Below are 23100 nucleotides of genomic sequence, written 5' to 3' on the forward strand. Positions count from 1 at the left end.
GCATGGGCCGCGGGCCGCCGCGGACCCATGGGACCGGATCATGCTCCAGAACGGAGGCCGCATGCGCCTGCCCCGCCGAAGCCTGCTCGCCGCCACCGCGCTCGCGCCCCTCGCCGCCCGGGCCCAAGGGGGCAATCCGGGGGGCGACCCGCGCCTCGCCGACCGCGGCATCGGCCGGCCGGACGCCCCGGTGACGGTGATCGAGTTCTTCTCCCTCACCTGCAGCCATTGCGCCGCCTTCAGCCGCGAGACCTTCCCGCGGGTGAAGGCGGAGCTGATCGAGACCGGCGCCATCCGCATGGTCTGGCGCGACTTCCCGCTCGACCAGCTGGCGCTCGCCGCCGCCGCCGTCGCCCGCTCCCTGCCGGCCGAGCGCTACGAAGGCTTCGTCAGCGCCCTCTTCGCCACCCAGGACCGCTGGGCCTTCACCCGCGGCGACCCGCTGGCGGAGCTGGCCAAGATGGCGGCGCTGGCCGGCATGCCGCGCGCCCAGTTCGACCAGGCGGTGCAGGACGACCGGCTGAAGCGGGCGATCATGGAGGAGCGGGCGACGGCGGAGAAGGCGTTCAACGTCCAGGCCACGCCGAGCTTCTCCTTCCAGGGCAGGCGCACGGTGAACCAGTCGGGCAGCATGAGCTTCGAGCGCTTCCAGGATTTCGTGCGCGAGGTGAAGCCGGCGTGAGCGGGGAGAGCGGCGGCCCTTCCCCGGACGACGCGCCGGCCCCGGAGGGCGCCGCCGCGGGGGTGGCGCTGCGCGCGACGCTGGCCCGGCTGCGCATCGCTGGCTTCAAGAGCTTCGCCGAGCCGACCACGGTCGAGGTGCTGCCGGGGCTGACGGGCATCGTCGGGCCGAATGGCTGCGGCAAGTCGAACGTGGTCGAGGCGCTGCGCTGGGCGATGGGCGAGACCTCGGCCCGCTCGATGCGCGGCGGCGAGATGGAGGACGTCATCTTCGCCGGCACCGCGACCCGGCCGGGCCGCAACCTGGCCGAGGTGACGCTCTACCTGGAGGAGGCGACCGGCCTCGCCCCGCCGCCGAATGCCGAGGCCGAGGATCTCGAGATCATCCGCCGCATCGCCCGCGGCGAGGGCAGCTCCTTCCGGGTGAACGGCCGCGAGGTGCGGGCGCGCGACGTCCAGACCATGTTCGCCGATATCGGCTCCGGCGCCCGCGCCTCGGCCATGGTCAGCCAGGGCAAGGTCGCCGCCATGATCGGCGCCAAGCCGGAGGAACGCCGGCAGGTGCTGGAGGAGGCGGCCGGCATCAGCGGGCTGCGCGCCCGCCGGCACGAGGCCGAGCTGAAGCTGCGCCAGGCCGAGACCAACCTGACCCGCGCCGAGGACCTGCTCGGTCAGCTCGACACCCAGCGCAACGGGCTGCAGCGCCAGGCGCGGCAGGCCAATCGCTACCGCAACCTCTCCGGCCTGGTGCGCCAGGCCGAGGCGGAATGGCTGGCGCTGCTGGCCGCCCGCGCCGAGGCGGCGCTGGCGCATGCCCGGGCCGGATTCGAGACCGCCGCCGCGACCACCCGCCGCGCCGAGGCCGAGGCCGAGGCGGCGGCGATCCGCAGCTTCGAGGCGGAGAAGGCCCTGCCCGCGCCGCGCGAGGCCGAGGCGCTGGCGCGCACCGCGCTGGAGCGCCGCCGGGTCGAGAGCGAAGGGCTGGAGGCCGAGGAGCGCCGCGCCCGCGCCGGGCTGGAGGCGGCTGCGGCGCGGCTCGCCCAGATCGAGCGCGACCTGGCGCATGCCCGGGGCGTCGAGGCGGATGCCGCCGCCGCCGAGGCGCGGCTCGCTGCCGAGCGGGCGGCGCTGGACGATTCCGCCCGCACCCTGCCCGGCCGGCTCGCCGCGGCCGAAGCGGCCTTGCAGGAGGCCGCCGAGGCCGCTCGCGCCGCCGAGCGCAGCGCCAACCTCGCCACCGAGGAGGCGGCGGCGCTGGCCGCCCGGGTGAATGCCGCCGCCGCCGCCCTGGACGCGGCGGGGCAGCGCGCCCGGCGCCTCGGTGGCCAGCGCGAGGCGATCGCCGCCGAGCATGCCGCGGCGCTGGCTGCGCGGGTGGCGCCGGAGCGCCTCGCCGCCGCCCAGGCCGCGGTCACGGCCGCCGAGCAGGGCTTCGCCGCGGCGCGCGCGGCGCTCGCCGAGGCCGAGGCAGCGCGGGCCGCGGCGCAGGAGGCGCATGCCGCCGCCCGGCGCGACGCGGGCGCCGCCGAGGCCGAGGCCGGCCGGGCCCATGCCGCCCTCGCCGAGGCCGGGCAGCGGGCCGGCCGCATCGCCGCGCAGCACGCCGCCATCGCCCGCGACCATGCGGCGGCCGAGGCGGCGCTGGTCCCCGGCAGCCGGTTGCAGGCGGCCGAGGCGGCCGCCGCGGCGGCCGAGGCCGAGCTCGAGAGCCGTCGCGCCGCGCTGGAGGCGGCCGAGGCTGCCCGCGCCGCGGCGCAGGAGGCGCATGCCGCCGCCCGCCGCCGCATCGCCGATGCCGAGGCACTGCGCGAGCGCGCCGCCGCCGAGGCCGCCACCACGGCGCAGCGCGCCGCCCAGCTCCGCGAGCAGCATGCCCGCCTCGCCGAACAGCGCGAGGCCGCGCGGGCCGCCGGCATCCCGGCCGAGCGGGTCGCGGCGGCGCAGCAGGAGGCGCAGGCGGCCGAGGCGGCCCTCGCCGCGGCCCTGCAGGCGGTGACCGAGGCCGAGGCCGGCCGCGCCGCCGCCGCTGGGGCGCATGGCATGGCCCGCGCCGCCGCCGCCGAGGCGGAAGGCGCCGAGGCGCGGGCGCTCGCCGAGGCGCAGGCGCTCGGCGAGACGCTGGCCGCCAATGCCGCCGCCGGCAGCGCCGCGCCGCCGGTGCTCGATGCCATCCGCGTGCCGCCCGGGCTGGAAGCGGCGCTCGGCGCCGCGTTGGGCGAGGCGCTCGACAGCCCGCTCGACCCGGCCGCCGCCCGGCATTGGCGCGCCCTCGCCCCCTTCGCCGCGCCGCCCGCCCTGCCGGCAGGCCTGCAGCCCCTGGCCGCGATGGTCGAGGCGCCGCCGGCCCTGGCGCGCGCCCTGTCGCAGATCGGCCTGCTGCCGGAGGGCACGGCGGGGGAAGCGTTGCAGGTCGCCCTCGCCCCTGGCCAGGCGCTGGTCGCGCGCGACGGCGCGGTCTGGCGCTGGGACGGGCATACCGCCCGGGCCGATGCGCCGAATCCCGGCGCGACGCGCCTCGCCCTGCGCAACCGCCTGCACGCCGCCGAGGCCCGGCTGGCGGGCAGCCGCGCCGCCACCGAGGCTGCCCGCGCCGCCCGGCAGCGGGCCGAGCGGGAGGAGGCCGAGGCCACCGCCGCCGAGGCCGCGCAGCGCGAGACGCGCCGCGCCGCCGAGGCCCGCCTTGCCGCCGCGCGCGCCGAGGCGAGCCGCCTGGCCGCCGCCGCCGCCGAGGCGGAGAGCCGCCTCTCGGCGCTGGAGCCGCAGCTCGCCCGGCTGGCCGGCGAGCATGCCGAGGCCGAGGCCGCCGCCGAGATGGCCGCCGCCGCGCTCCGGGCCCTGCCCGCCCCCGAGGCGGCGATCGCCGAATACGACGCGGCCGCCCGCGCCGAGACCGCCGCCGCCGCCGCCGAGGCCGAGGCGCGCGATGCCCGGGCCGAGGCGGAGATGGGGTTGCAGCGCGCCCGCAGCGCCGCCGCTGCCCTCGCCGCCAGCGCCGCCCAGGCGGAAAGCCGGCGCGGCGCCCTGGCGCCGCAGCTCGAGCGGCTCGGCACCGAGGCTGCCGAGGCCGAGGCGGCGTTGCAGGCGGCCCAAGAGGCCCTCGCTGCCCTGCCCGAGCTAGCCGCGCTGCGCGCCGCCGCCGCCGCAACCGAGGCTGAGGATGCGGCGGCCATCGCCGCCGAGGCCGCGGCGCGCGAGGCCCGCACCGGCGCCGAGGCGGCGCTGGAGACGGCGCGCGAGGCGTCGGCGCGGCTCGTGGCCGAGGCCGCCCAGGCAGAAAGCCGCATCGAGGCGCTGGCGCCACAGCTCGCCCGCATCGCCGCCGAGGCCGAGGAGGCCGAGGCGGCACGGGCCGAGGCGGCGGCGAGCCAAGCCGCCCTACCGGCGCTGGAGGCGATCCGCGCCGGGGTGGAGGAGGCCCGCGGCGCGCTCTCCGCCGCCCGTGCCGGCGAGGTCGGCGCGCTCGAGGCGGTGGCCGGGCTGCGGGCGGAGCGCGACCGGATCGCTGCCCGTCGCACCGCCACCGAGGCCGAGCAGGCGGGCTGGACGACCCGGCGCGAGGATGCCGCGACCAGGCGCGAGGCGCTGGAGGCGCGCGCCGCCGAGGCGCGGGCCGAGCATGACGGCCTCGCCGCGCTGCCCGAGGCCGCCGCCGCCCGGCATCGCCAGGCCGGGACGGCGCTGGCCGAGGTGGAGGCGGCGCATGCCGCCGCCGCCGCCGCGCTGGCCGCCGCCGAGACCGAGCGGCGCGAGGCGGCCGAGGCACGGCGGACGGCGGATGCCGCCTTCGCCACGGCGCGCGAGGCGCAGCTCCGCGCCGAGGGCGCCGCCGAGCAGGCGGCGACCGCCGCCGAGGCGGTGCGCGAGCGGGTGATCGAGCGGCTCGGCGAGGATGCCGCCCTGCCGGAGCCCGGCGAGCTCTCGGATGCCGCCGAGGAGCGGGCGCGCCGCAAGCTGGAGCGGCTGGCGCGGGAGCGGGAGGAGATGGGCCCGGTCAACCTCCGCGCCGATGTGGAGATGGCCGAGATCGAGGGCCGGATCGGCGAGATCACCCGCGAGCGCGAGGAGATCGGCGCCGCCATCGCCAAGCTGCGCGGCTCGATCGGGCATATCAACCGCGAGGGCCGCGAGCGGCTGCGGACCATCTTCGACCGGGTGAACCGCGAGTTCATCGACCTCTTCACCCGGCTCTTCGGCGGCGGCAGGGCGCATCTGGCGCTGGTCGGGTCGGAGGACCCGCTGGAGGCGGGGCTCGAGATCTATGCCGAGCCGCCGGGCAAGCGGCTCGCCGCCCTCTCCCTGCTCTCGGGCGGCGAGCAGGCGCTGACCGCGCTCTCCCTCATCTTCGCCGTCTTCCGCTGCCATCCGGCGCCGGTCTGCGTGCTGGACGAGGTGGATGCGCCGCTCGACGACGCCAATGTCGAGCGGCTCTGCGACCTGCTCGACGGCATGGCGATCGAGAGCGGCACCCGCTTCCTGGTGGTGACGCACCATCCGCTGACCATGGCGCGCATGCACCGGCTCTACGGGGTGACGATGCAGGAGCGCGGGGTGAGCCGCTTGCTGAGCGTCGATCTCGGCCGGGCGGTGGAGATGGTGGACGGGGCGGCGCCCGGGGGCGCGCCGGGCGGGGCGGTGCAGGCGGCGGAGTGAGCGGCGGGCGCGGCCCGTCGCGGCATCGTCACCGCCCGCCCCTTGATCCCGGGCCGCTCCGGGCGATTGCTGCCTTATGCCAGTCCCAGGGCTCTTCCGACTCGTCGAACGCCTGATCGATCCCGTCGCCCCGCCCGGCACCCCAGCCGGGCGGCTGCTCGGCACGCCGGTGCCCGAGACGGCGCCGCCGCGCGCCCTGCTCGGCTTCTACTGGCATTTCCTGCGCCAGACCCGGGCATTGTTCCTCGCCCTCTTCGGCGCCGGGCTGCTGGTGGCGCTGCTGGATGCCGCCATCCCGACCATGATCGGCCGGCTGGTCGGGCTGCTGAGCACGCATCGGCCGGAGACGCTCTGGGCCGAGGCCGGGCCGATGCTGCTCGGCATGGCAGCGATCGTGCTGCTCGGCCGGCCGGCGGCCCTGCTGCTGCAGACGCTGATCACCCAGCAGGGCATCAACGGCAACGTCACCAGCCTGATCCGCTGGCAGAGCCACTGGCAGGTGGTGCGCCAGGGCCTGCCCTTCTTCCAGGAGGATTTCGCCGGCCGCATCGCCAACCGCGTCATGCAGGCCGGGCCGGCGCTGCGCGAGAGCGTGGTGCAGGTGATCAACGCCGTCTGGTACATCCTGGTCTACGGCACCGCGGCGCTGCTGCTGCTGGGCAGCGCCGACTGGCGCCTCGCCCTGCCGATCGCCGCCTGGTTCCCGCTCTACGCCCTGTTGCTGCGCTACCTGGTGCCGCGGATGCGCGAGCGCTCGCGCCGCGCCTCGGAGCAGCGCAGCCTGCTGACCGGGCGCATCGTCGACAGCTACACCAACATCCAGACGGTCAAGCTGTTCGCCCGGGCGCGGGAGGAGGACGCCTTCATCCGCGATGGCATCCTCGGCCTGAACCAGGCCTTCCAGCGGCAGATGCGCCTCGTCACCTTCAACGGCTTCGCCCTGGCCACGCTGAACGCCGCCATGATCACCGCCATGGCGGCGATCGCGGTCTGGCTCTGGACGCGCGGGGCGATCGAGGTGGCGGCCGTCGCCACGGCCCTGCCGATGGCCTGGCAGATCGCCAACATCTCGGGCTGGGTCGCCTTCAACGTCACCGCCATCTTCGAGAATCTCGGCGTGGTGCAGGAGAGCATGGGCTCGATCGCGGTGCCGCCCACCGCGCCCGACCCGCCCGGGGCGGTGCCGCTCCGCGTCCGGCGCGGCGAGATCCGCTTCGAGGGGGTGCGCTTCGCCTATGGGCGGGAGGCGGGGGTGATCCAGGGCCTCGACCTCCGCATCGCGCCGGGCGAGCGGGTCGGGCTGGTCGGGCATTCCGGCGCCGGCAAATCGACGCTGGTGAGCCTGCTGCTCGGCTTCTTCCGGCCGGAGGGGGGGCGCATCCTGGTGGACGGGCAGGACATCGCCGGCGTCACGCTGGAGAGCCTGCGGGCGGCGATCGGGGTGGTGACGCAGGACACCGCGCTGCTGCACCGCTCCATCCGCGACAACATCCGCTACGGCCGGCCGGAGGCGGACCAGGCGGCGGTGGAGGCGGCGGCGGCGCGGGCGCATGCCGATGGCTTCATCCGCGCCCTGCAGGACTGGCGCGGCCGCTCGGGCTACGAGGCGCATGCCGGCGAGCGCGGGGTGAAGCTCTCGGGCGGCCAGCGGCAGCGCATCGCCATCGCCCGGGTGCTGCTGAAGGACGCGCCGATCCTGGTGCTGGACGAGGCGACGAGCGCCCTCGATTCCGAGGTGGAGGCGGCGATCCAGGAGCAGCTCGACACGCTGATGCAGGGCAAGACGGTGCTCGCCATCGCGCACCGGCTCTCCACCCTCTCGCGCATGGACCGGCTGGTGGTGCTGGAGCATGGGCGGATCGTCGAGGAGGGCACCCATGCGGCGCTGCTGCGGCGCGACGGCACCTATGCCCGGCTGTGGCGACAGCAGAGCGGGGCCTTCGCGGGGGCGTAGGCGCCCTGCCCGGCAGCGGGCCGGGCCGGCAGCCGCCGCGCCGCGCGCGTTGCGCCGGCCGGCGGTTCCGCGCATTCTGCCGTAGCAACGACTTCGGGAGCAACCTCCAGGATGAACCGCCGCCGCCTGCTCGCACGCGGCGCCGCCGGCGCCGCCGGCGCCGCGACGCTTGCCACGCCCAACCTCGCCTCGGCGCAGCCGCGCCTGCGCTGGCGCTGCCCGGGCAGCTTCCCGAAATCCCTCGACACCCTCTGGGGCACCCAGGAATACATCGCCCGGCGCGTCTCGGAGATGACCGACGGCGCCTTCCAGATCCAGGCCTTCGGCCCGGGCGAGCTGGTGCCGGCGCTGCAGGTGCTGGACGCGGTCGGCGCCGGCACGGTCGAGTGCGGCTTCACCAGCGGCTACTACTACCTGGGCAAGGACCCCTCCCTCGCCATCGTCACCTGCATCCCCTTCGGCCTTTCCTCCCGCCAGCACTGGGCCTGGCTGACCCATGGCGGGGCGCGCGAGCTCTATGCCGAGGTCTATCGCGACCAGGGCGTGGTCGGCATCCCGGCCGGCAACACGGCGGCGCAGATGGGCGGCTGGTTCAGGAAGGAGATCAAGTCGGTCGAGGACCTGAAGGGGCTGAAATTCCGCATCGCCGGCTATGGCGGCAACGTGCTCGGCAAGCTCGGCGTCGTCACCCAGCAGATCGGCGGCCCGGACATCTACCCGGCGCTGGAGCGTGGGGTGATCGACGGCGCCGAATGGGTCGGGCCCTATGACGACGAGAAGCTCGGCTTCAACCGCGTCGCCCAGTTCTACTACTACCCCGGCTGGTGGGAGTACTCGCCCTCCATCGACATGATGGTGAACGCCAAGGCTTATGAGGAGCTGCCGGCGCAGTACAAGGCGGTGCTGAACGCCGCCTGCACCGAGAGCTGGCACTGGATGGCGGCGCGCTACGACGTGCTGAACCCGGCGGCGCTGCGGCGGCTGCTCGCCTCCGGCACCCAGCTTCGCGGCTTCCCGCGCGACGTGCTGCAGGCCTGCTACAAGGCGACGCAGGAGCTCTATGCCGAGCTCGGCGAGCAGAACCCGCGCTTCAAGCGGCTGCATGCGAAGTGGGACGCCTTCCGCATCGAGCAGACGCAGTGGCTGCGGGTGGCGGAGGACAGCCTCGGCAATTTCCTGGCGGTGCAGACGGCGCAGCGCTGAGCGCCCGATCCGGACCGGGGCGCGAACCTTGCGCCCCCCGCATGGATCGTGATCGACTTCGCGGGGCCGCCGGCAGAGCGGCCCGCCGAAGCCAGGGAGAGATCATTGTCCATGAACCGCCGCGGCCTGCTGGCCGCGGGCGCCGCCGGCACCGCGCTGGCCGCCCCCACCCTCGCCGCCGCCCAGCCGCAGGTGATGTGGCGCTGCGCCGGCAGCTTCCCGAAATCGACCGACGTGCTCTGGGGCGTGCAGGAGATGATCGCCCGCCGGGTCGGCGAGCTGACCGGCGGCGCCTTCCAGATCCGCCCCTTCGCCGCCGGCGAGCTGGTGCCGGCGCTGCAGGTGATGGATGCCGTCACCGCCGGCACCATCGAATGCGGCTACACCTCCGCCTACTACTATATCGGCAAGGACCCGACGCTCGGCTTCGGCACGGTCATGCCCTTCGGCATGAACACCCGCCAGCACCTGGCCTGGATCCAGCAGGGCGGTGGGCGCGAGCTGATGGAGGAGGTCTATCGCGACCAGAACGTCGTCTCCCTCCCCTGCAGCAACACCGGCGCCCAGATGGGCGGCTGGCTGCGCCGGGAGATCAAGTCGGTCGACGACCTGAAGGGGCTGAAATTCCGCATCGCCGGCCTCGCCGGCACGGTGCTGACGAAGCTCGGCGTCGTCGCGCAGCAGCTCGGCGCGGCCGATATCTACCCGGCGCTCGAGCGCGGCGTGGTGGACGGCGCCGAATGGGTCGGGCCGCATGACGACGAGAAGCTCGGCCTGCCGCGGGTGGCGCCCTACTATTACTATCCCGGCTGGTGGGAGCCTTCCGCCCAGGGCGAGATCATGGTCAACGCCCAGGCCTGGGAAGGGTTGCCGAAGCCCTACCGGCTGGCGCTGGAGGCGGCGACCGCCGAGACCCAGGTCTGGAGCACCGCCCGCTACGACACGCTGAACGTGCTGGCGCTGCGCCGCATGGTCGGCGGCGGGACGCAGCTCCGCGCCTATCCGCGGGACGTGCTGCAGGCCAGCTATAAGGCGACGCAGGACACCTATGCCGAGCTCGGCGAGCGGAATCCGCGCTTCCGCAAGGTGCATGCCGGCTGGGACCGCTTCCGCCGCGACACCCAGGCCTGGTTCCGCGTCGCCGAGGACAGCAGCGCCAATTTCCTGGCGCTGGTCGAGCGGGGCTGAGCCGCATGACACGGGCCCTGATGCGGAGACGCATCAGGGCAGCCGGCATCATTTATCCTTCAGCCGCGCATGCCGGAGCGCGAAGTAGTTGTCCGGCGTCTGCACCACCTCGGCAGTGTTGCGCGCCGCCCAGACGATCTGCTGCTGGTGCAGCGGCACGTAGAGCGCCTCGTCGCGCACGATGCGGCCGACCTCGTTGATCATGCCCTGGCGCTTCGCCGCATCGGTCTCGACCGCGATGAGGTCGGTCAGCGCGTCGATGCGGGCATTGGCGATGCCGCCGTTGTTGAAGTTGCCGCGCGACTTGCCGTCGCGCGAGGCGATGAGGTTGAAGATCGCGTTGTGCGCATCGCCGGTCGCCGGCGTCCAGCCCAGCAGGTAGAAGCTGGTGTTGAAGCGCGGCGCGTTGATCTCGGCGAAGTAGCGGGCGCGGGTCTGGGCGTTCAGGTTCACCCTCACCCCGATGCGGGCGAGCATGGAGACGATGGCGGTGCAGATCGCCTCGTCGTTCACGTAGCGGTCGTTGGGGCAGTCCATGGTCACGCCGAAGCCATCGGGATAGCCAGCCTCGGCGAGCAGCTTCTTCGCGCCCGCGGCGTCGAGCGGCAGGCGCGTGTCCTCGGCCTCGACATAGCCGTTGACGCCCGGGCCCCACATCAGCCCGGTCGGGTGCGACTGGCCGCGCATGACGGTGCGGTGGATGGCGTTGATGTCGATCGCCTGGTAGACGGCGCGGCGGACGCGGGCATCCTTGAAGGGGTTCTTGCCCTTCACGTCGCTCTTCAGCAGCTCGGGCCGCAGCTGGTCCATGCCGAGATAGATGGTCCGCAGCTCCGGCCCCTGGATGATGCGCACGCCCTGGCTGTTGCCGATGCGCGTCACGTCCTGCGGCGGCACGGTGTAGACGAAATCCACCTCGCCCGAGAGCAGCGCCGCGACGCGCGTCGCGTCGTTGGCGATGATGTTGAGCTCGGCGCGCTCGATGTTGTGGGTGGGCTTGTCCCACCAGGCGGGGTTGCGCTCCAGCACCGTCTTGCGGTCGGGCTCGCGGCTGACCAGGCGGAAGGGGCCGGTGCCCATGGCGTTGCGGGTGGCGAAATTCTCCTCCCGGCTCGTCAGGTCGGCGGGCTTGGTGGCGTTGTTCTTCTCCGCCCAGGCCTTCGACATGATCGCCCAGGTGGTGATCTCCTGCAGCAGGATCGGGTCCGGCGCCAGGGTCTCGATCTCGACCGTGTGGTCGTCGACTTTGCGCACCTCCTTCACCGACGAGAGGACGGCGGCGAGGTTGGAGCCCTGCGCCCGCACGCGCTCGGCGCTGAAGACCACGTCCTCGGCGGTGAAGGGCGTGCCGTCGGAGAATTTCACGCCCTGGCGCAGGTGGAAGCGCCAGAGGGTGGGCGAGGGCTGCTCCCAGCGCTCGGCCAGCGCCGGCTCGATGCCCATCTCCTTGTTCCGCCGCACCAGCGGCTCGTAGATATTGGCGTTGAAGGAGAGCAGGAAGGTCTCGTTGCGCCCGTAGGGGTCCATCGAGTTGACGTCGCCGTCATTGGCCCAGCGGAAGACCTGGGCGCCGGCCGGCGCGGGGATGGCGAGGGCGGTGCCGCAGAGCAGCGCGGCGGCGAGGGCGAGGCGGCGCATGTCGTCGAAGTCTCCCAGCGCGGTCGAGCGCGGGACGTTATAGCGACCGGCGCGAACCGGCAACGTCCGGTGGAGACACCTGCCAGGAACCCGGACGCGAAAAGGGGGCCTTGCGGCCCCCTCCCTGGCGCATGCCCTTGCGGGGCGCCGTCATGCCGGAATGCGAGCCGGGCCGCGGCGGCCCGGCGCCGCGTCTCAGGCCCGCAGCGCCCGCGGCAGATCGGCGACCGCGCTGTCGATCAGCTTCGCATCGGCCTCGGCCGTCATCCGCTCGGCGATCACCCGGCGCGCCGCGGCGGTGGCGATCTCGGCCGCCGCCTCGCGCACCTCGGCAACCGCGCCGGCCTCGGCCGCCGCGATGCGGTCCATCGCCATGCGCTCGCGCCGCTTCGCCGAGGCCTCGGCCTCCACGGCGGCGGTCTCCGCCACCCGCTCCGCCTCGGCCCGGGCCCGGGAGAGCAGGGCCTCCGCCTCCTTCAGCGCCGCGGCGCGATCCGCCTCGGCCTGCTTCAGCATGGCCTCGGCCTCCTCGCGCAGGCGCGCCGCCTCGGAGAGCTCGGCACGGACCCGCTCGGCCCGGGCATCGAGCATCGCGGTGAGCTGCGCCCAGGCCTTCCGGCCGACCAGCAGCACGAAGATGATGAAGCTGACCGCGACCCAGAAGCGCGGGTCCAGCCAGAAATGCTCGGCGTGATGCATCAGGCCCGCCCCCGCGCTGCCAGTTCCGCCCCGACCGCCTGGTCGATCGCGGCATGGTCGGCGCCACCGGTCAGCTTGGCGACCAGCGCCGCGGCCGTGTCGGTGGCGACGCCGCGCAGCGCCGCCATGGCCGAATCGCGCGAGGCCGCGATCCGCTGCTCCGCCGCCTCGATCTGGGCGCCCAGCCGGGCATTGAGCGCCTCGGCCTTCTCCGCCGCGGCGGCCTGGGCGTGCTGCGTCGCGGTGGTCACCGCGGCCTGCGCCTCGGCGCGGGCCCGGCCGGTGGCGGCCTCATGCTCCGCCAGGGCGGCGTCGGCGCGCTGCTTCGCGGCCTGGGCCTGCTCGAGGTCGCCCTCGATGCGGGCGCGCCGCGTCTCCAGCACCTGCGCCACGCCCGGCAACGCATAGGTCGCCATGACGTAGTAGAGGATGCCGAAGATGATGAAGAGCCAGACGATGCTGGCGATCAGGAAACGCCCCTGCTCGGGATGCCCGAAGGCCAGCTGCGGCATGCCGGGGACCGGCTCGGCCAAATGCGGTTCGGCCGCCAGGGCGAGGCAGGGCGCAAAGGCCAGCATCGCCACGGCGAGCAGGAGCCAAGGCTTCATGGCCCGAGGCTTCACGGGAAATCTCCTCACCTGGATGGACGCGGATGCGCGCCCGCCGGGATCGGCGGGCGCGCCGGGCGGCCTCAGGTGAACAGGATGAGGAAGGCGATCAGCAGGGCGAAGAGCGCGACCGCCTCGGTCAGCGCGAAGCCCAGGATGCCGATCGGGAAGACCGCATCGCGCGCGCCGGGGTTGCGGGCGACGGAGGAGACCATCGCCGAGAAGATGTTGCCGATGCCGACGCCGACGCCGGCGAGAGCGATGACGGCGAGGCCGGCCCCGAGGGCCTTCGCGGCGAGAACGTCCATGGGGGTCTTTCCTTGTCCTTGGTAGGTAGAGAGGGTGGTGGAGATGGCCCGCCGGTGGCGGCGCCCCGAACCAGGGCCCTGGGGCCTAGTGCAGGTGCACCGCGTCGTGCAGGTAGATGCTGGTGAGGATGGCGAAGACATAGGCCTGCAGGAAGGCCACCAGCAATTCGAAGCCGACCAGCGCCACGTTCACCGCCAGCGGCAGGGTGGCGCCGAGGATGCCGAGCACCCCGGCCGCGCTGCCGATCATCACCACGAAGGCGGCGAAGACCTCGAGCATGACGTGGCCGGCGACCATGTTGGCGAAGAGACGCACCGAGAGGCTGACCGGCCGCGAGAGGTAGGAGATGATCTCGATCGGGATGATCAGCGGCGCCAGCGCCTTGGGCGCGCCCTCGGGGAAGAAGTAGCTGAAGAAATGCGTCCCGTGGATCGACAGCGCCACGATGGTGACGATGACGAAGACCAGCGCCGCCAGGCCGAAGGTGACGGCGATGTGGCTGGTGAAGGCGAAGCCGTAGGGCAGCAGGCCGAGCAGGTTGCCCAGCAGGATGAACATGAAGAGCGAGAAGATGAAGGGGAAGTAGCGCTTGCCCTCGTCGCCGATCTGCCCGACCGCGAGGTCGTGCACGAACTCATAGGCGCTCTCGGCCATCGCCTGCAGCCGGCCCGGCACGATGGCGCGGTTCGACATGCCCCAGATCATCAGCAGCGTCACCACGCCGACGGCGAGCAGCATATGCGCGGTGGACTGGGTGAAGCCCACGGAGTTGCCGACCGCGCCCAGCACGGGCGTCAGCGAGAACTGGCTGAGCGCGTCGATCGAATTGCCTTCGGCGGCCACTGTCAGCTCCCAAGCCCCTATGCCCTGCGACCGGGATCAGGCCCCGGGCACGGCGTTCATCGACCGGCACCACGGCGCGGGTTGAACAGCCGATAGACGTTCAGGACCCCGGCGGCGCCGCCCAGGACGAAGAACAGCAGGAAGAGCCACGGCCAGGTCCCGAGCCAGCGGTCCAGCATGATGCCGAGGAAGACGCCGACCCCGAGGGCCGCCACCACCTCCACACCGGCCCGGAAACCGATGCCCCAGGGTCCCGAGGGAGGCGCGCCTCGGCCAGGTCGCGGCGTGTCCAGCCCTCGTCGGGCCCTGGCCTCGCGCAACCGCTCCTCGAACCCGTCTCGCTCGCTCACCGCGCTCCTCCGTCGGCTCCCCGTCGGAAGGCAGGTGGCTGCTACGGCACCCCCCGCTGGCTGTCAAGCAAGCGCGGGCCGCAACGACCGGCCTTCCGCGGCGCATGGGACGACAAAGCCGGCCCGCCGCAAAGCGTTCCGCGCATCCGGCCCGGGCACCGGATCGCACACATCGCATCGGGGCCATCGGAGGCAGGAATATCGGACTCGGGGATATCGGATGCGGGGCGTTGACCTGCCGCCGCGGCGCGGCGATCTCTCGCCGCATGGCGAAGGATCCTGCCCCTCCCCGCAAGCCGCCGCCGCCCGGTCCGGCGGCGACGCCGCAGGCCGAGCGCGAGGCGCGCCTCGCCGCGGCGCTGCGCGCCAATCTCCGCCGCCGCAAGGCTCAGGCCCGGGCGCGCGAGGCGGCGCCCGGCAAGCCGGAGCGCGAGGGCTGAGCCGCCCGGCCGCGCGGACGCATCCGGTTGCCGCTGCCGGGAGGCTGGGCTAAGGGGCCGCGATGCCCGGGGCGGCCGCGATCCGGCCGTCCCGCCGGGGCCGCCCGGCCGGGACCGCCCGGCGGGGCGCCGCGGCCCCCGGGTCGCTGCCCCCCTCTGCCGACCGGAAGGCGCGCCATGGCCATCATGCCCGATCACTGGATCCGCCGGATGGCGGCCGAGCACGGCATGATCGAGCCCTTCGTCGAGGCGCAGCGGCGCGAGGGCACCATCTCCTACGGCCTCTCCTCCTACGGCTACGACGCCCGCGTCGCCGACGAGTTCAAGGTCTTCACCAATGTCGACAACGCGCTGGTGGACCCGAAGCATTTCGCCGAGGACAGCTTCGTCACTCGCCGCGGCGCCACCTGCATCGTCCCGCCCAACAGCTTCGCCCTCGCCCATACGGTCGAGTATTTCCGCATCCCGCGCGACGTTCTGGTCATCTGCCTCGGCAAGAGTACCTATGCGCGGTGCGGCCTCATCGTGAACGTCACCCCGCTCGAGCCGGAATGGGAAGGCCAGGTGACCATCGAGATCAGCAACACCACCCCCCTGCCCGCCCGCATCTACGCCAATGAGGGGATCTGCCAGTTCCTCTTCCTGCAGGGCGCCGGCGCGCCCGATGTCAGCTATGCCGACCGGGCGGGGAAATACATGCACCAGCGCGGCGTCGCGCTGCCCCGGCTCTAGGAACCGCCCGATGGACCGCATCCGCATCCGCGGCGGCACGCCGCTCGAGGGCCGCATCCCGATCAGCGGCGCCAAGAACGCCGCCCTGCCGCTGATGGCCGCCGGCCTGCTGACCGACGGGCCGCTCCGGCTGCTGAACGCCCCCGACCTGGCCGACATCGCCACCATGGCCGGGCTGCTCCGCCAGCACGGGCTCACGGTCGAGCACGACAAGCAGGCGCGCAGCATCACCCTCTCCGGCGCGGCGCGGAACCTCGAGGCGCCCTACGACCTGGTGCGCAAGATGCGCGCCTCGGTCCTGGTGCTCGGGCCCCTGGTCGCCCGCTTCGGCGAGGCCAAGGTCTCCCTGCCCGGCGGCTGCGCCATCGGCACGCGCCCGATCGACCTCCACCTCAAGGGGCTGGAGCAGATGGGGGCGGAGATCGAGATCGAGGCCGGCTACGTCCTCGCCCGCGCCCCGCGCGGCCTGAAGGGCGCCCGCATCCTCTTCCCGCAGGTCTCGGTCGGCGCCACCGAGAACCTGCTGATGGCCGCCTGCCTCGCCGAGGGCGAGACCGAGCTGGTCAATGCCGCGCGCGAGCCGGAGATCTCCGACCTCGCCGAATGCCTCATGCGCATGGGGGCGCGGATCGAGGGCATCGGCACCGACCGGCTGCGGGTCGAGGGCACCGGCAGCCTCGCCGGCGCCACTCACCGGGTGGTGCCGGACCGCATCGAGGCCGGCACCTTCGCCATCGCCGCCGCCATCACCGGCGGGCGGGTGCTGCTCGAAGGGGCGCGGCTCGACCATCTCGGCGCCACGGCGCGCATCCTGCGCGAGGCCGGCGTCGAGGTGGCGGAGCGGCCGGAGGGGCTGCGGGTCTCGCGCATGAACGGGCTCTCCGGCGTCGATGTCATGACCGAGCCCTTCCCGGGCTTCGCGACGGACATGCAGGCGCAGTTCATGGCCCTGATGTGCGTCGCCGAGGGCGCCTCGATGATCACCGAGACGATCTTCGAGAACCGCTTCATGCATGTGCCCGAGCTCATGCGCATGGGGGCGCGGATCAACTACCACGGCCATTCCGCCATCGTCCGCGGGGTGCCGAAGCTCTCTGGCGCGCCGGTGATGGCGACCGACCTCCGGGCCTCGGTCTCCCTCATCCTCGCCGGGCTGGCCGCGGAGGGGGAGACCATCGTGAACCGGGTCTACCACCTCGACCGCGGCTATGAGCGGGTGGAGGCGAAGCTCGCCGCCGTCGGCGCCGAGATCGAGCGGATCGGCGGCTGAGATGCCCCGCCCCGCCACCCTCCCGCCTGGCCTCGCCCCGCTTGGCCCTGCCCCGCACGCTCCGGCCCGCCAGGGGCCGGGCTGACATGAAATCGTCTCGCCTCCGGGCCCCTGACAAGTGCTAGTCTCCTCCATGGACCTGCCCATCACCGAACCCGCCGCAACGGCCCAGGCGGATGCCGGGCCGCTGATCCTCGCGGTCCCCAAGGGCCGCATCCTCACCGAGCTCGGCCCCGTCTTCGCCCGCGCCGGCGTCACCCCGGCGCAGGATCTGGTGGACGAGGACAGCCGCCGCCTGCGCTTCGAGAGCTCCGATCCCGGCCTCGACATGGTCCGGGTGCGGCCCTTCGACGTCGCCACCTTCGTCGCCTTCGGCGCCGCCCATATCGGCATCTGCGGCGCCGACGTGCTGATGGAGTTCGACTACGACCAGATCTACGCCCCGCTCGACCTCGGCATCGCCCGCTGCCGCGTCTCGGTGGCCGAGCCGGCGGCGACCGCCGGCACCGACGACCCGAGCCGCTGGTCGCGCATCACCGTGGCGACGAAATACCCGAACATCACCCGCCGGCATTTCGCCGCCCGCGGCGTGCAGGCGGAGATCGTCTCCCTCTCGGGCGCCATGGAGCTCGCCCCCTCCCTCGGCCTGTCGCGGGTGATCGTGGACCTGGTCGCCACCGGCAGCACGCTGAAGGCGAACGGGCTGGTCGAGACCGAGGTGATCGCACCGGTGACATCGCGCCTCATCGTCAACCGCACCGCCCTGAAGACCCAGCCGGAGCGGATCGGCGCCTGGATCGCCCGCTTCCGCGCCGCGCTGGACGCCGCGGCATGACGCGGCTCGATACGCGCGACCCGGGCTTCGCCGCGGGTTTCGCGGCGCTGCTCGACACCGCGCGGGAGACCACCGCCCGGGTGGATGCCGCCGTCGCCGGCATCATCGGCGAGATCCGGGCGGAGGGCGACGCCGCCCTGCTGCGGCTGACCGCCCGCTTCGATGGCTGGCAGCCCGCCGGCGCCGCGGCGCTCCGGGTCACGCCCGAGGAAATCGAGGCGGCGCTCGCCGGGATCGCGCCGGAACTGCTCGCGGCGCTCGACCTGGCCGCGACGCGGATCGAGCAGTTCCACCGGGCCCAGATGCCGCGCGACCTGGAGCTGCCGGACCCGGCCGGGCTGACGCTCGGCCTGCGCTGGACGCCGCTCGATGCCGTCGGCCTCTACGTGCCGGGCGGCAAGGCGGCCTATCCCTCCTCGGTGCTGATGAACGCGCTGCCGGCGCGGGTCGCCGGGGTCGGGCGCATCGCCATGGCGGTGCCGGCGCCGGGCGGGCAGCTCAACCCGCTGGTCCTCGCCGCGGCGCGGCGGGCCGGCGTCGCCGAGGTCTACCGCATCGGCGGCGCCCAGGCGGTCGCGGCCCTGGCCTGGGGGACGGCGACGATCGCCCCGGTCGATCGCATCGTCGGCCCCGGCAATGCCTATGTGGCCGAGGCCAAGCGCCAGGTCTTCGGCCGGGTCGGCATCGATTCCATCGCCGGCCCCTCCGAGGTGGTGGTGATCGCCGATGCCAGCAACGATCCCCGCCATGTGGCGGTCGATCTCCTGGCCCAGGCCGAGCATGACGAGGCGGCGCAGGCGATCCTGATCACCGACTCCGCCGGCTTCGCCGATGCGGTGGCGGCGGCGGTGGCGGCGGAGCTCGAGAGCCTGCCGCGCGCCGCCATCGCCGGCGAGAGCTGGCGGCGGCATGGCGCCATCATCCTGGTGCGGGACTGGGAGGAGGCCTTCGGGCTGGCCAGCCGCCTGGCGCCGGAGCACCTGCAGCTCATGCTGCCCGAGCCGCGCGCCGCCATGGCGCGGGTGCGGCATGCCGGTGCCGCCTTCCTCGGCCGCTACTGCCCGGAGGCGATCGGCGACTATGTCGCCGGGCCGAACCATGTGCTGCCGACCGGCCGCACCGCCCGCTTCGCCTCGGGCCTCTCGGTCTTCGACTTCCTCAAGCGCACCACCTGGGTGGAGGCGAGCCCGGCGGGCCTGGCCGCCATCGGCCCCGCCGCGGTGGCGCTGGCCGAGGCCGAGGGCCTGCAGGCGCATGGCCGGAGCGTGGCGCTCAGGCTGGGGTAGATCCCCACGCCGTCGCTGCGGGGGGGGGTTCACGCCTGGGGCCTGGGCCCCGGGGCGGGCGCCGCATGGCGGGGTTGCCTTGACCCGCCCTCCCCCCGCCATCATGTTGCCGGCCGCCCGTCAATTCCCCGGGGCGCGTCCCGCCGGCCTCCCGCCCCGCTGCTCGCGGCATTGCAGGTCGACGCGGCGGGCCACGTCGCGCGCAGATAAGGTTTCGGATGTCAAAAGAGGATATGATCGAGTTCAGCGGCACCGTGGTGGAGCTGCTGCCCAACGCGATGTTCCGCGTCAAACTCGACAACGAGCACATGGTGCTCGCCCATACCAGCGGGAAGATGCGCAAGAACCGCATCCGCGTCCTCGCCGGCGACCGGGTGAATGTCGAGATGACGCCCTACGACCTCACCAAGGGCCGCATCACCTTCCGCTTCAAGTAGGCGCCCTTGCCCGCTGAGCGGCCGCCCCTGGTGCTGGCCTCGGCCAGTCCGCGGCGGCGTGACCTGCTGGCCCGGATCGGCATCGTCCCGGACCGCATCCTGCCCACCGAGACCGACGAGACGCCCCGCAGGGAGGAGCTGCCGCGCCAGCTCGCCGCGCGCCTGGCTGCCGAGAAGGCCGCCGCCGCCGCCGCCCACGCCCCCGGCGCGCTGGTGCTCGCGGCGGATACCGTGGTCGGCGTCGGCCGCCGCATCCTGCCCAAGGCGGAGACCGAGGCCGAGGCCAGGCGCTGCCTGGAGCTGCTCTCCGGCCGCCGGCACCATGTCTATACCGGCGTCGCGCTGCGGCGGCCGGATGGCGGCTGCGGCACCCGGCTGGTCGATACCGTGGTCGCCTTCCAGCGCCTGACCGAGGCGCAGATCGCCGCCTATCTCGCCGGCGGCGAGTGGCAGGGCAAGGCGGGCGGCTACGCCATCCAGGGCGGGGCGGAGATGTTCGTGCGCTTCCTCTCGGGCTCGCATTCCAACGTCATCGGCCTGCCGCTCTTCGAGACGGCGCAGCTGCTGCGGGGCGCCGGGTGGCTGCGGCCCTAGACCATGATCCGCTCCCTCGGGTTCGCGGATCATGGTCCAGGCCCTTGTTCGACCGCGTGAGTCGCGCCTTCGGTGAGTCCAGCCCGGGCGATCGCGCTCCAGACCAGTCGCCCCAGGGGCGGCCGTGACGCTGATCCTGCTGTCCGCCTCGCCGGGCGAATGGCGCACCGCTTTGCTCGATGAGGACGAGCGGCTGGCCGCCTTCCATCTCGAGCGGCCCGGCCGTCCCGATGGGCTCGGCGACCTGCATCGGGCGCGCGTCACCGCCCTCGCCCCGGCGATGGCCGGCGCCTTCCTCGCCATGGCCGGGGGCGAGACCGGCTTCCTGCCGGAATCGGCCGTCGGCGCCGCGAAGCAGCCGATCGCCCGCGCCATCAGCGAGGGGCAATACCTGGCCGTGCGCGTCACCCGCGCCGCGCAGGGGGGCAAGGGGCCACGCCTGACCGCGCGGCTGACGCCGGCCGAGGCGGCCCGGGTGGCCGCGGCCCCCGCCGGCGGCCCGGCGCTGATCGCCCGCGGACCGGTGGCGGCGCTGCGCCTGGCCCGCGCCCATCCGGAGGCCATGCTCCGCACCGACAGCGCCCCGCTCGCCGCCCGGCTGCGCGCGGCGCTCGGCCCGGCGCGCGTGGCGCTGAGCCATGCGCCGGTCTTCGATGAGGCAATCGAGGCCGAGCTCGATCTGCTCGCCGGGCCGGAGGTGCCACTGCCCGGCGGCGGCCGGCTGCTGATCCACCCGACGCCGGCGCTCACCGCCATCGATGTCGATGCCGGCAGCATCGCCGGCACCCGCGACCCGGAGGCGCAGCTCCGCCTGAACGGGGCGGCGGTGGCCGAGGCGGCGCGGCAGATCCGCCTGCGCAGCCTCGCCGGGGCGATCCTGCTGGATGTGGCGGGGCTGACGGCGAAGCGGCGCGCGACGCTGGCCGGGCCGCTCGCCGCGGCGCTCGCGCCCGATCCGCTGGCGCGGCTGCTCGGTCTCGGCCCGCTCGGCCTGTTCGAGATCCAGCGCCAGCGCATCCATCCGCCGCTGCACGAGCTGCTCGGCTGGCCGCTTTCGCCGCTGAGCCAGGGGCTGGCGGCGCTGCGCCGGGCGGCGCGCGAGGCCGCGGCGCGGCCCGGACGGCGTTGGGCGCTGCGGGCGGCGCCCGCCGTGCTGACCGCCCTCGCCGATCTGCCGGGCGCGCTGGAGGAGGCGGCGGCGGCGCTCGGCACGCCCTTGCAGCTTCTCGTCGAGCCGGGGCGTTCGGGGGCCGAGATCGAGGAGCGTCCGCATGGCTGAGCCCGCCACCCCGCCGCCGCGCCCCGCCCGCCCCTGCCCGGTCTGCGGCAAGTCGGTGGCGCCGGAGAGCCGCGTCCGGCCCTTCTGCTCGGCGCGCTGCCGGCAGGTGGATCTGGGGCGCTGGCTGACGGGCAATTACGCCATCCCCGGCGAGCCGCCGGAGAGCGGGCCGGACGAGGGCGACTGAGGCCGAGACGGGCGCGAATTCGCTGCGCGGCGGGTGGACAGCCCCCGGGGCTTCCGCTATCTCCCGCCTCCTCTGCCGGCGGCCCCCAGACGGGGCCGGATGCTTGGGCCCAGGTAGCTCAGTTGGTAGAGCATGCGACTGAAAATCGCAGTGTCGGTGGTTCGATTCCGCCCCTGGGCACCATCCCTTTTCCCGGTCCGTCGAGTCTCCCCAGGCGCTTGAAAGGCGCCGAGATGGCGGCGGCCCGATCGGTCTCGCCGGCCCTCGCGCGCGGATTGCCGCGGCAGCAGGCGCGCCCCGCATCGACGCCTTCGGCATCTCCAATCCCCTGATCCATTGTTCATGGGCTGCGATCGCCGCGGCGCCGGCCGCGTTCACGCTGCGGTCGAGGGGCCACCGCGCGCCCTGCACCCGCGCGCAGGCAAGCGTCGCGTCCCCGAGATCACGGAGCATCCGGGCAGGTGTGCAGCCGCGCTGCGGCTGGCGCGGACCCAGACGACCGTCAGCGATAACCGCCTTATCGAGGATCCTGACCGCACGCCATCGGCCGCTGCCGCACCAGTCCTCCGGTCACACCCCGCGCGCGGCGCCACGCCGCCAACAGCACGACAGGATCATCCCATGAATTGGACGAGTATGTTTTTTCAAAACTGGGAAGGGATCGTACGGACGCTCATCGTCGGCGCGCTGGCCTATACCTTATTAGTTCTGTTCCTGCGCATTTCGGGCAAACGTACGCTCGCCAAGCTGAACGCCTTTGATCTTGTCGTCACCGTCGCGCTTGGGTCCACGCTGTCCGCCATCTTGTTGCAGGAGTCCGTTGCCTTAGCTGAAGGGATGGTTGCCCTAACCCTGCTGATCCTCCTGCAATATGCCGTTGCCTATACCTCCGTCCGCTTCCCCGCCTTCGCAAAGGCAGTCCGATCGGAACCAAGCCTGCTGGCGCGCGACGGCGCGTATTGTGAAGCAGCCATGAGGCGCGAAAGGATCACCCATGGCGAGGCCTTGAGCGCCGTGCGCTCCGCGGGTGGGCGAGACATCGAAGACGTCGCCTTTCTTATCCTGGAAAGCGACGGCACCCTCAGCGCGGGTTTAAAATCGAATTGAAGGCCGGGTGCTTGGCCAAGCCGCGGAACGCTCTCCGCGGCTCGCCTGGCTTGCCGTCGCCCTATTTCACGGCGAAGTCTGCCCGGCTCTGGCCCTCGGCTTCCAATGCCTGGAGCCATTTGGACATCCTGCCGCGCCCGCTCCAGGTTTCGCCGTTCGGGCCGCGGAATTTCACCGGCACAGGCGCCCCGGCGTCCCGGCGCGTCCGCCGGGAAGACTCGGCGGGCGACTGCGCGACCTTGGGGAAGACGGATTCGAAGGACAGGCCAAGCTGCTCGATTTCCGCCCTGGCGCGCTCGATGACAGCGGTCTTGGCATCCTCCAGCTTCTCCAGCCGCTTCGCCTCCGCGGCGTCGCGAAGCGCCGTAAGCTCGGCAACGCTCATCCCGTCCAGGTCGAAGCTGCGCCGGGGGCTGTTATTATTCGCCATGCTGATGACCCTTCGTTCTTTCCAAAGGCCATAGCAGAGCCGAGGCGAAACGGGAAACCCGCCGCTACCACGGTCTCGACGATCAATGCTGTCAAATATGACATTGTTCGGCGCGATCAGGGTTTTGGTCACGGCATGGTGGAATTGGCGCCATCGCGCGGGACATTTGGGCATCGCGCGCCTCCCAAAAGAGGCCGAAGGGCGGCATCGGCCCCTCGAAAGCCGGCGCTGGCCTGACCCTGGCAGGATTCAAGCCTTCCGGGATGGCCAAGGGATGATGGCCGATGACCGATCACGAGGATTATGTCCGGGCCGTCCCGGCCGTTTTCGGATAGGCGGCATGCCGATAATCTGAAGATCGCTTTGTGCGGGCGCGGCCG

General features: G+C 73.6%; 22 protein-coding genes and 1 tRNA gene. 16 read left to right on the top strand and 7 right to left on the bottom strand.

Translation table 11 applies throughout. The features are described from left to right. The first annotated feature begins 61 nt into the window (after positions 1-61). The 5 genes from DOO78_RS18675 (at position 62) to DOO78_RS18695 (ending at position 9676) form a co-directional block, all read left to right on the top strand. Complete coding sequence (locus tag DOO78_RS18675; RefSeq protein ID WP_111471466.1) at positions 62-682, top strand: thioredoxin domain-containing protein; 621 nt, start codon at positions 62-64, stop codon at positions 680-682. Next, positions 679-5331: an AAA family ATPase gene (locus DOO78_RS18680; protein ID WP_111471387.1), complete on the top strand. Its 4653-nt coding sequence runs from the start codon at positions 679-681 to the stop codon at positions 5329-5331. Before DOO78_RS18675 ends, DOO78_RS18680 begins: the two co-directional genes overlap by 4 nt. Positions 5332-5407: 76 nt before the next feature. After that, complete coding sequence (locus tag DOO78_RS18685; RefSeq protein WP_111471388.1) at positions 5408-7285, top strand: ABC transporter ATP-binding protein; 1878 nt, start codon at positions 5408-5410, stop codon at positions 7283-7285. A gap of 111 nt (positions 7286-7396) precedes the next feature. After that, positions 7397-8488 carry a TRAP transporter substrate-binding protein gene (locus DOO78_RS18690; RefSeq protein ID WP_111471389.1) on the top strand — a complete coding sequence of 364 codons (1092 nt, stop codon included), beginning with the start codon at positions 7397-7399 and terminating at the stop codon, positions 8486-8488. 111 nt (positions 8489-8599) lie between these two features. Continuing rightward, positions 8600-9676 carry a TRAP transporter substrate-binding protein gene (locus DOO78_RS18695; RefSeq protein WP_111471390.1) on the top strand — a complete coding sequence of 359 codons (1077 nt, stop codon included), beginning with the start codon at positions 8600-8602 and terminating at the stop codon, positions 9674-9676. Positions 9677-9724: 48 nt separating this feature from the next. Here DOO78_RS18695 and DOO78_RS18700 read toward each other — a convergent pair whose 3' ends face one another. The 6 genes from DOO78_RS18700 to DOO78_RS28215 form a co-directional block, all read right to left on the bottom strand. After that, positions 9725-11314 carry an ABC transporter substrate-binding protein gene (locus DOO78_RS18700; RefSeq protein WP_111471391.1) on the bottom strand — a complete coding sequence of 530 codons (1590 nt, stop codon included), beginning with the start codon at positions 11312-11314 and terminating at the stop codon, positions 9725-9727. A gap of 195 nt (positions 11315-11509) precedes the next feature. Then, entirely contained in the window at positions 11510-12013 is a 504-nt protein-coding gene (locus tag DOO78_RS18705) for a F0F1 ATP synthase subunit B family protein (protein WP_111471392.1), read from the bottom strand. Continuing rightward, positions 12013-12621, bottom strand: a complete 609-nt coding sequence (locus DOO78_RS18710; protein ID WP_111471393.1) for a F0F1 ATP synthase subunit B family protein — start codon at positions 12619-12621, stop codon at positions 12013-12015. The genes DOO78_RS18705 and DOO78_RS18710 overlap by 1 nt, the downstream gene beginning before the upstream one ends. 83 nt (positions 12622-12704) lie before the next feature. Then, a complete protein-coding gene (locus DOO78_RS18715) occupies positions 12705-12929 on the bottom strand; it encodes an ATP synthase subunit C family protein (protein ID WP_111471394.1) in 225 nt (74 codons plus the stop codon). 85 nt (positions 12930-13014) lie between these two features. After that, the gene (locus tag DOO78_RS18720; RefSeq protein WP_111471395.1) at positions 13015-13773 is read right to left on the bottom strand and encodes a F0F1 ATP synthase subunit A; all 759 of its coding nucleotides are present in this window, start codon (positions 13771-13773) and stop codon (positions 13015-13017) included. A gap of 56 nt (positions 13774-13829) precedes the next feature. Next, entirely contained in the window at positions 13830-14123 is a 294-nt protein-coding gene (locus DOO78_RS28215) for an AtpZ/AtpI family protein (RefSeq protein WP_111471396.1), read from the bottom strand. A 266-nt stretch (positions 14124-14389) separates the two neighbouring features. On the opposite strand from DOO78_RS28215, the gene DOO78_RS27625 reads away from it, so the two are divergent. The 11 genes from DOO78_RS27625 (at position 14390) to DOO78_RS18780 (ending at position 22290) form a co-directional block, all read left to right on the top strand. Beyond that, positions 14390-14563: a hypothetical protein gene (locus tag DOO78_RS27625; protein ID WP_165838974.1), complete on the top strand. Its 174-nt coding sequence runs from the start codon at positions 14390-14392 to the stop codon at positions 14561-14563. Positions 14564-14740: 177 nt separating this feature from the next. Continuing rightward, a complete protein-coding gene (dcd, locus tag DOO78_RS18735; RefSeq protein WP_111471398.1) occupies positions 14741-15295 on the top strand; it encodes a dCTP deaminase in 555 nt (184 codons plus the stop codon). Positions 15296-15305: 10 nt separating this feature from the next. Beyond that, positions 15306-16565 carry a UDP-N-acetylglucosamine 1-carboxyvinyltransferase gene (murA, locus tag DOO78_RS18740; protein ID WP_111471399.1) on the top strand — a complete coding sequence of 420 codons (1260 nt, stop codon included), beginning with the start codon at positions 15306-15308 and terminating at the stop codon, positions 16563-16565. 133 nt (positions 16566-16698) lie between these two features. Continuing rightward, positions 16699-17400: an ATP phosphoribosyltransferase gene (hisG, locus tag DOO78_RS18745; RefSeq protein WP_111471400.1), complete on the top strand. Its 702-nt coding sequence runs from the start codon at positions 16699-16701 to the stop codon at positions 17398-17400. Beyond that, positions 17397-18686 carry a histidinol dehydrogenase gene (hisD, locus tag DOO78_RS18750; RefSeq protein WP_111471401.1) on the top strand — a complete coding sequence of 430 codons (1290 nt, stop codon included), beginning with the start codon at positions 17397-17399 and terminating at the stop codon, positions 18684-18686. The genes hisG and hisD overlap by 4 nt, the downstream gene beginning before the upstream one ends. Positions 18687-18904: 218 nt before the next feature. After that, on the top strand, positions 18905-19123 hold the full coding sequence (infA, locus tag DOO78_RS18755; protein ID WP_111471402.1) for a translation initiation factor IF-1: 219 nt from the start codon (positions 18905-18907) through the stop codon (positions 19121-19123). 6 nt (positions 19124-19129) lie between these two features. Further along, positions 19130-19717: a Maf family protein gene (locus DOO78_RS18760; RefSeq protein ID WP_111471403.1), complete on the top strand. Its 588-nt coding sequence runs from the start codon at positions 19130-19132 to the stop codon at positions 19715-19717. 124 nt (positions 19718-19841) lie between these two features. Beyond that, the gene (locus DOO78_RS18765) at positions 19842-20996 is read left to right on the top strand and encodes a ribonuclease E/G (protein ID WP_111471404.1); all 1155 of its coding nucleotides are present in this window, start codon (positions 19842-19844) and stop codon (positions 20994-20996) included. Further along, a complete protein-coding gene (locus DOO78_RS18770) occupies positions 20989-21183 on the top strand; it encodes a DNA gyrase inhibitor YacG (protein ID WP_111471405.1) in 195 nt (64 codons plus the stop codon). The genes DOO78_RS18765 and DOO78_RS18770 overlap by 8 nt, the downstream gene beginning before the upstream one ends. A 107-nt stretch (positions 21184-21290) precedes the next feature. After that, positions 21291-21366: transfer RNA gene (locus tag DOO78_RS18775), tRNA-Phe, on the top strand. Positions 21367-21804: 438 nt separating this feature from the next. Next, positions 21805-22290 carry a DUF421 domain-containing protein gene (locus DOO78_RS18780; RefSeq protein WP_111471406.1) on the top strand — a complete coding sequence of 162 codons (486 nt, stop codon included), beginning with the start codon at positions 21805-21807 and terminating at the stop codon, positions 22288-22290. Positions 22291-22351: 61 nt separating this feature from the next. Here DOO78_RS18780 and DOO78_RS26995 read toward each other — a convergent pair whose 3' ends face one another. Next, complete coding sequence (locus DOO78_RS26995; protein ID WP_165838975.1) at positions 22352-22852, bottom strand: H-NS histone family protein; 501 nt, start codon at positions 22850-22852, stop codon at positions 22352-22354. Between the last annotated feature and the right edge of the window lie 248 nt (positions 22853-23100).

Source organism: Roseicella frigidaeris, from assembly GCF_003258945.1.
Lineage (GTDB): Bacteria > Pseudomonadota > Alphaproteobacteria > Acetobacterales > Acetobacteraceae > Paracraurococcus > Paracraurococcus frigidaeris.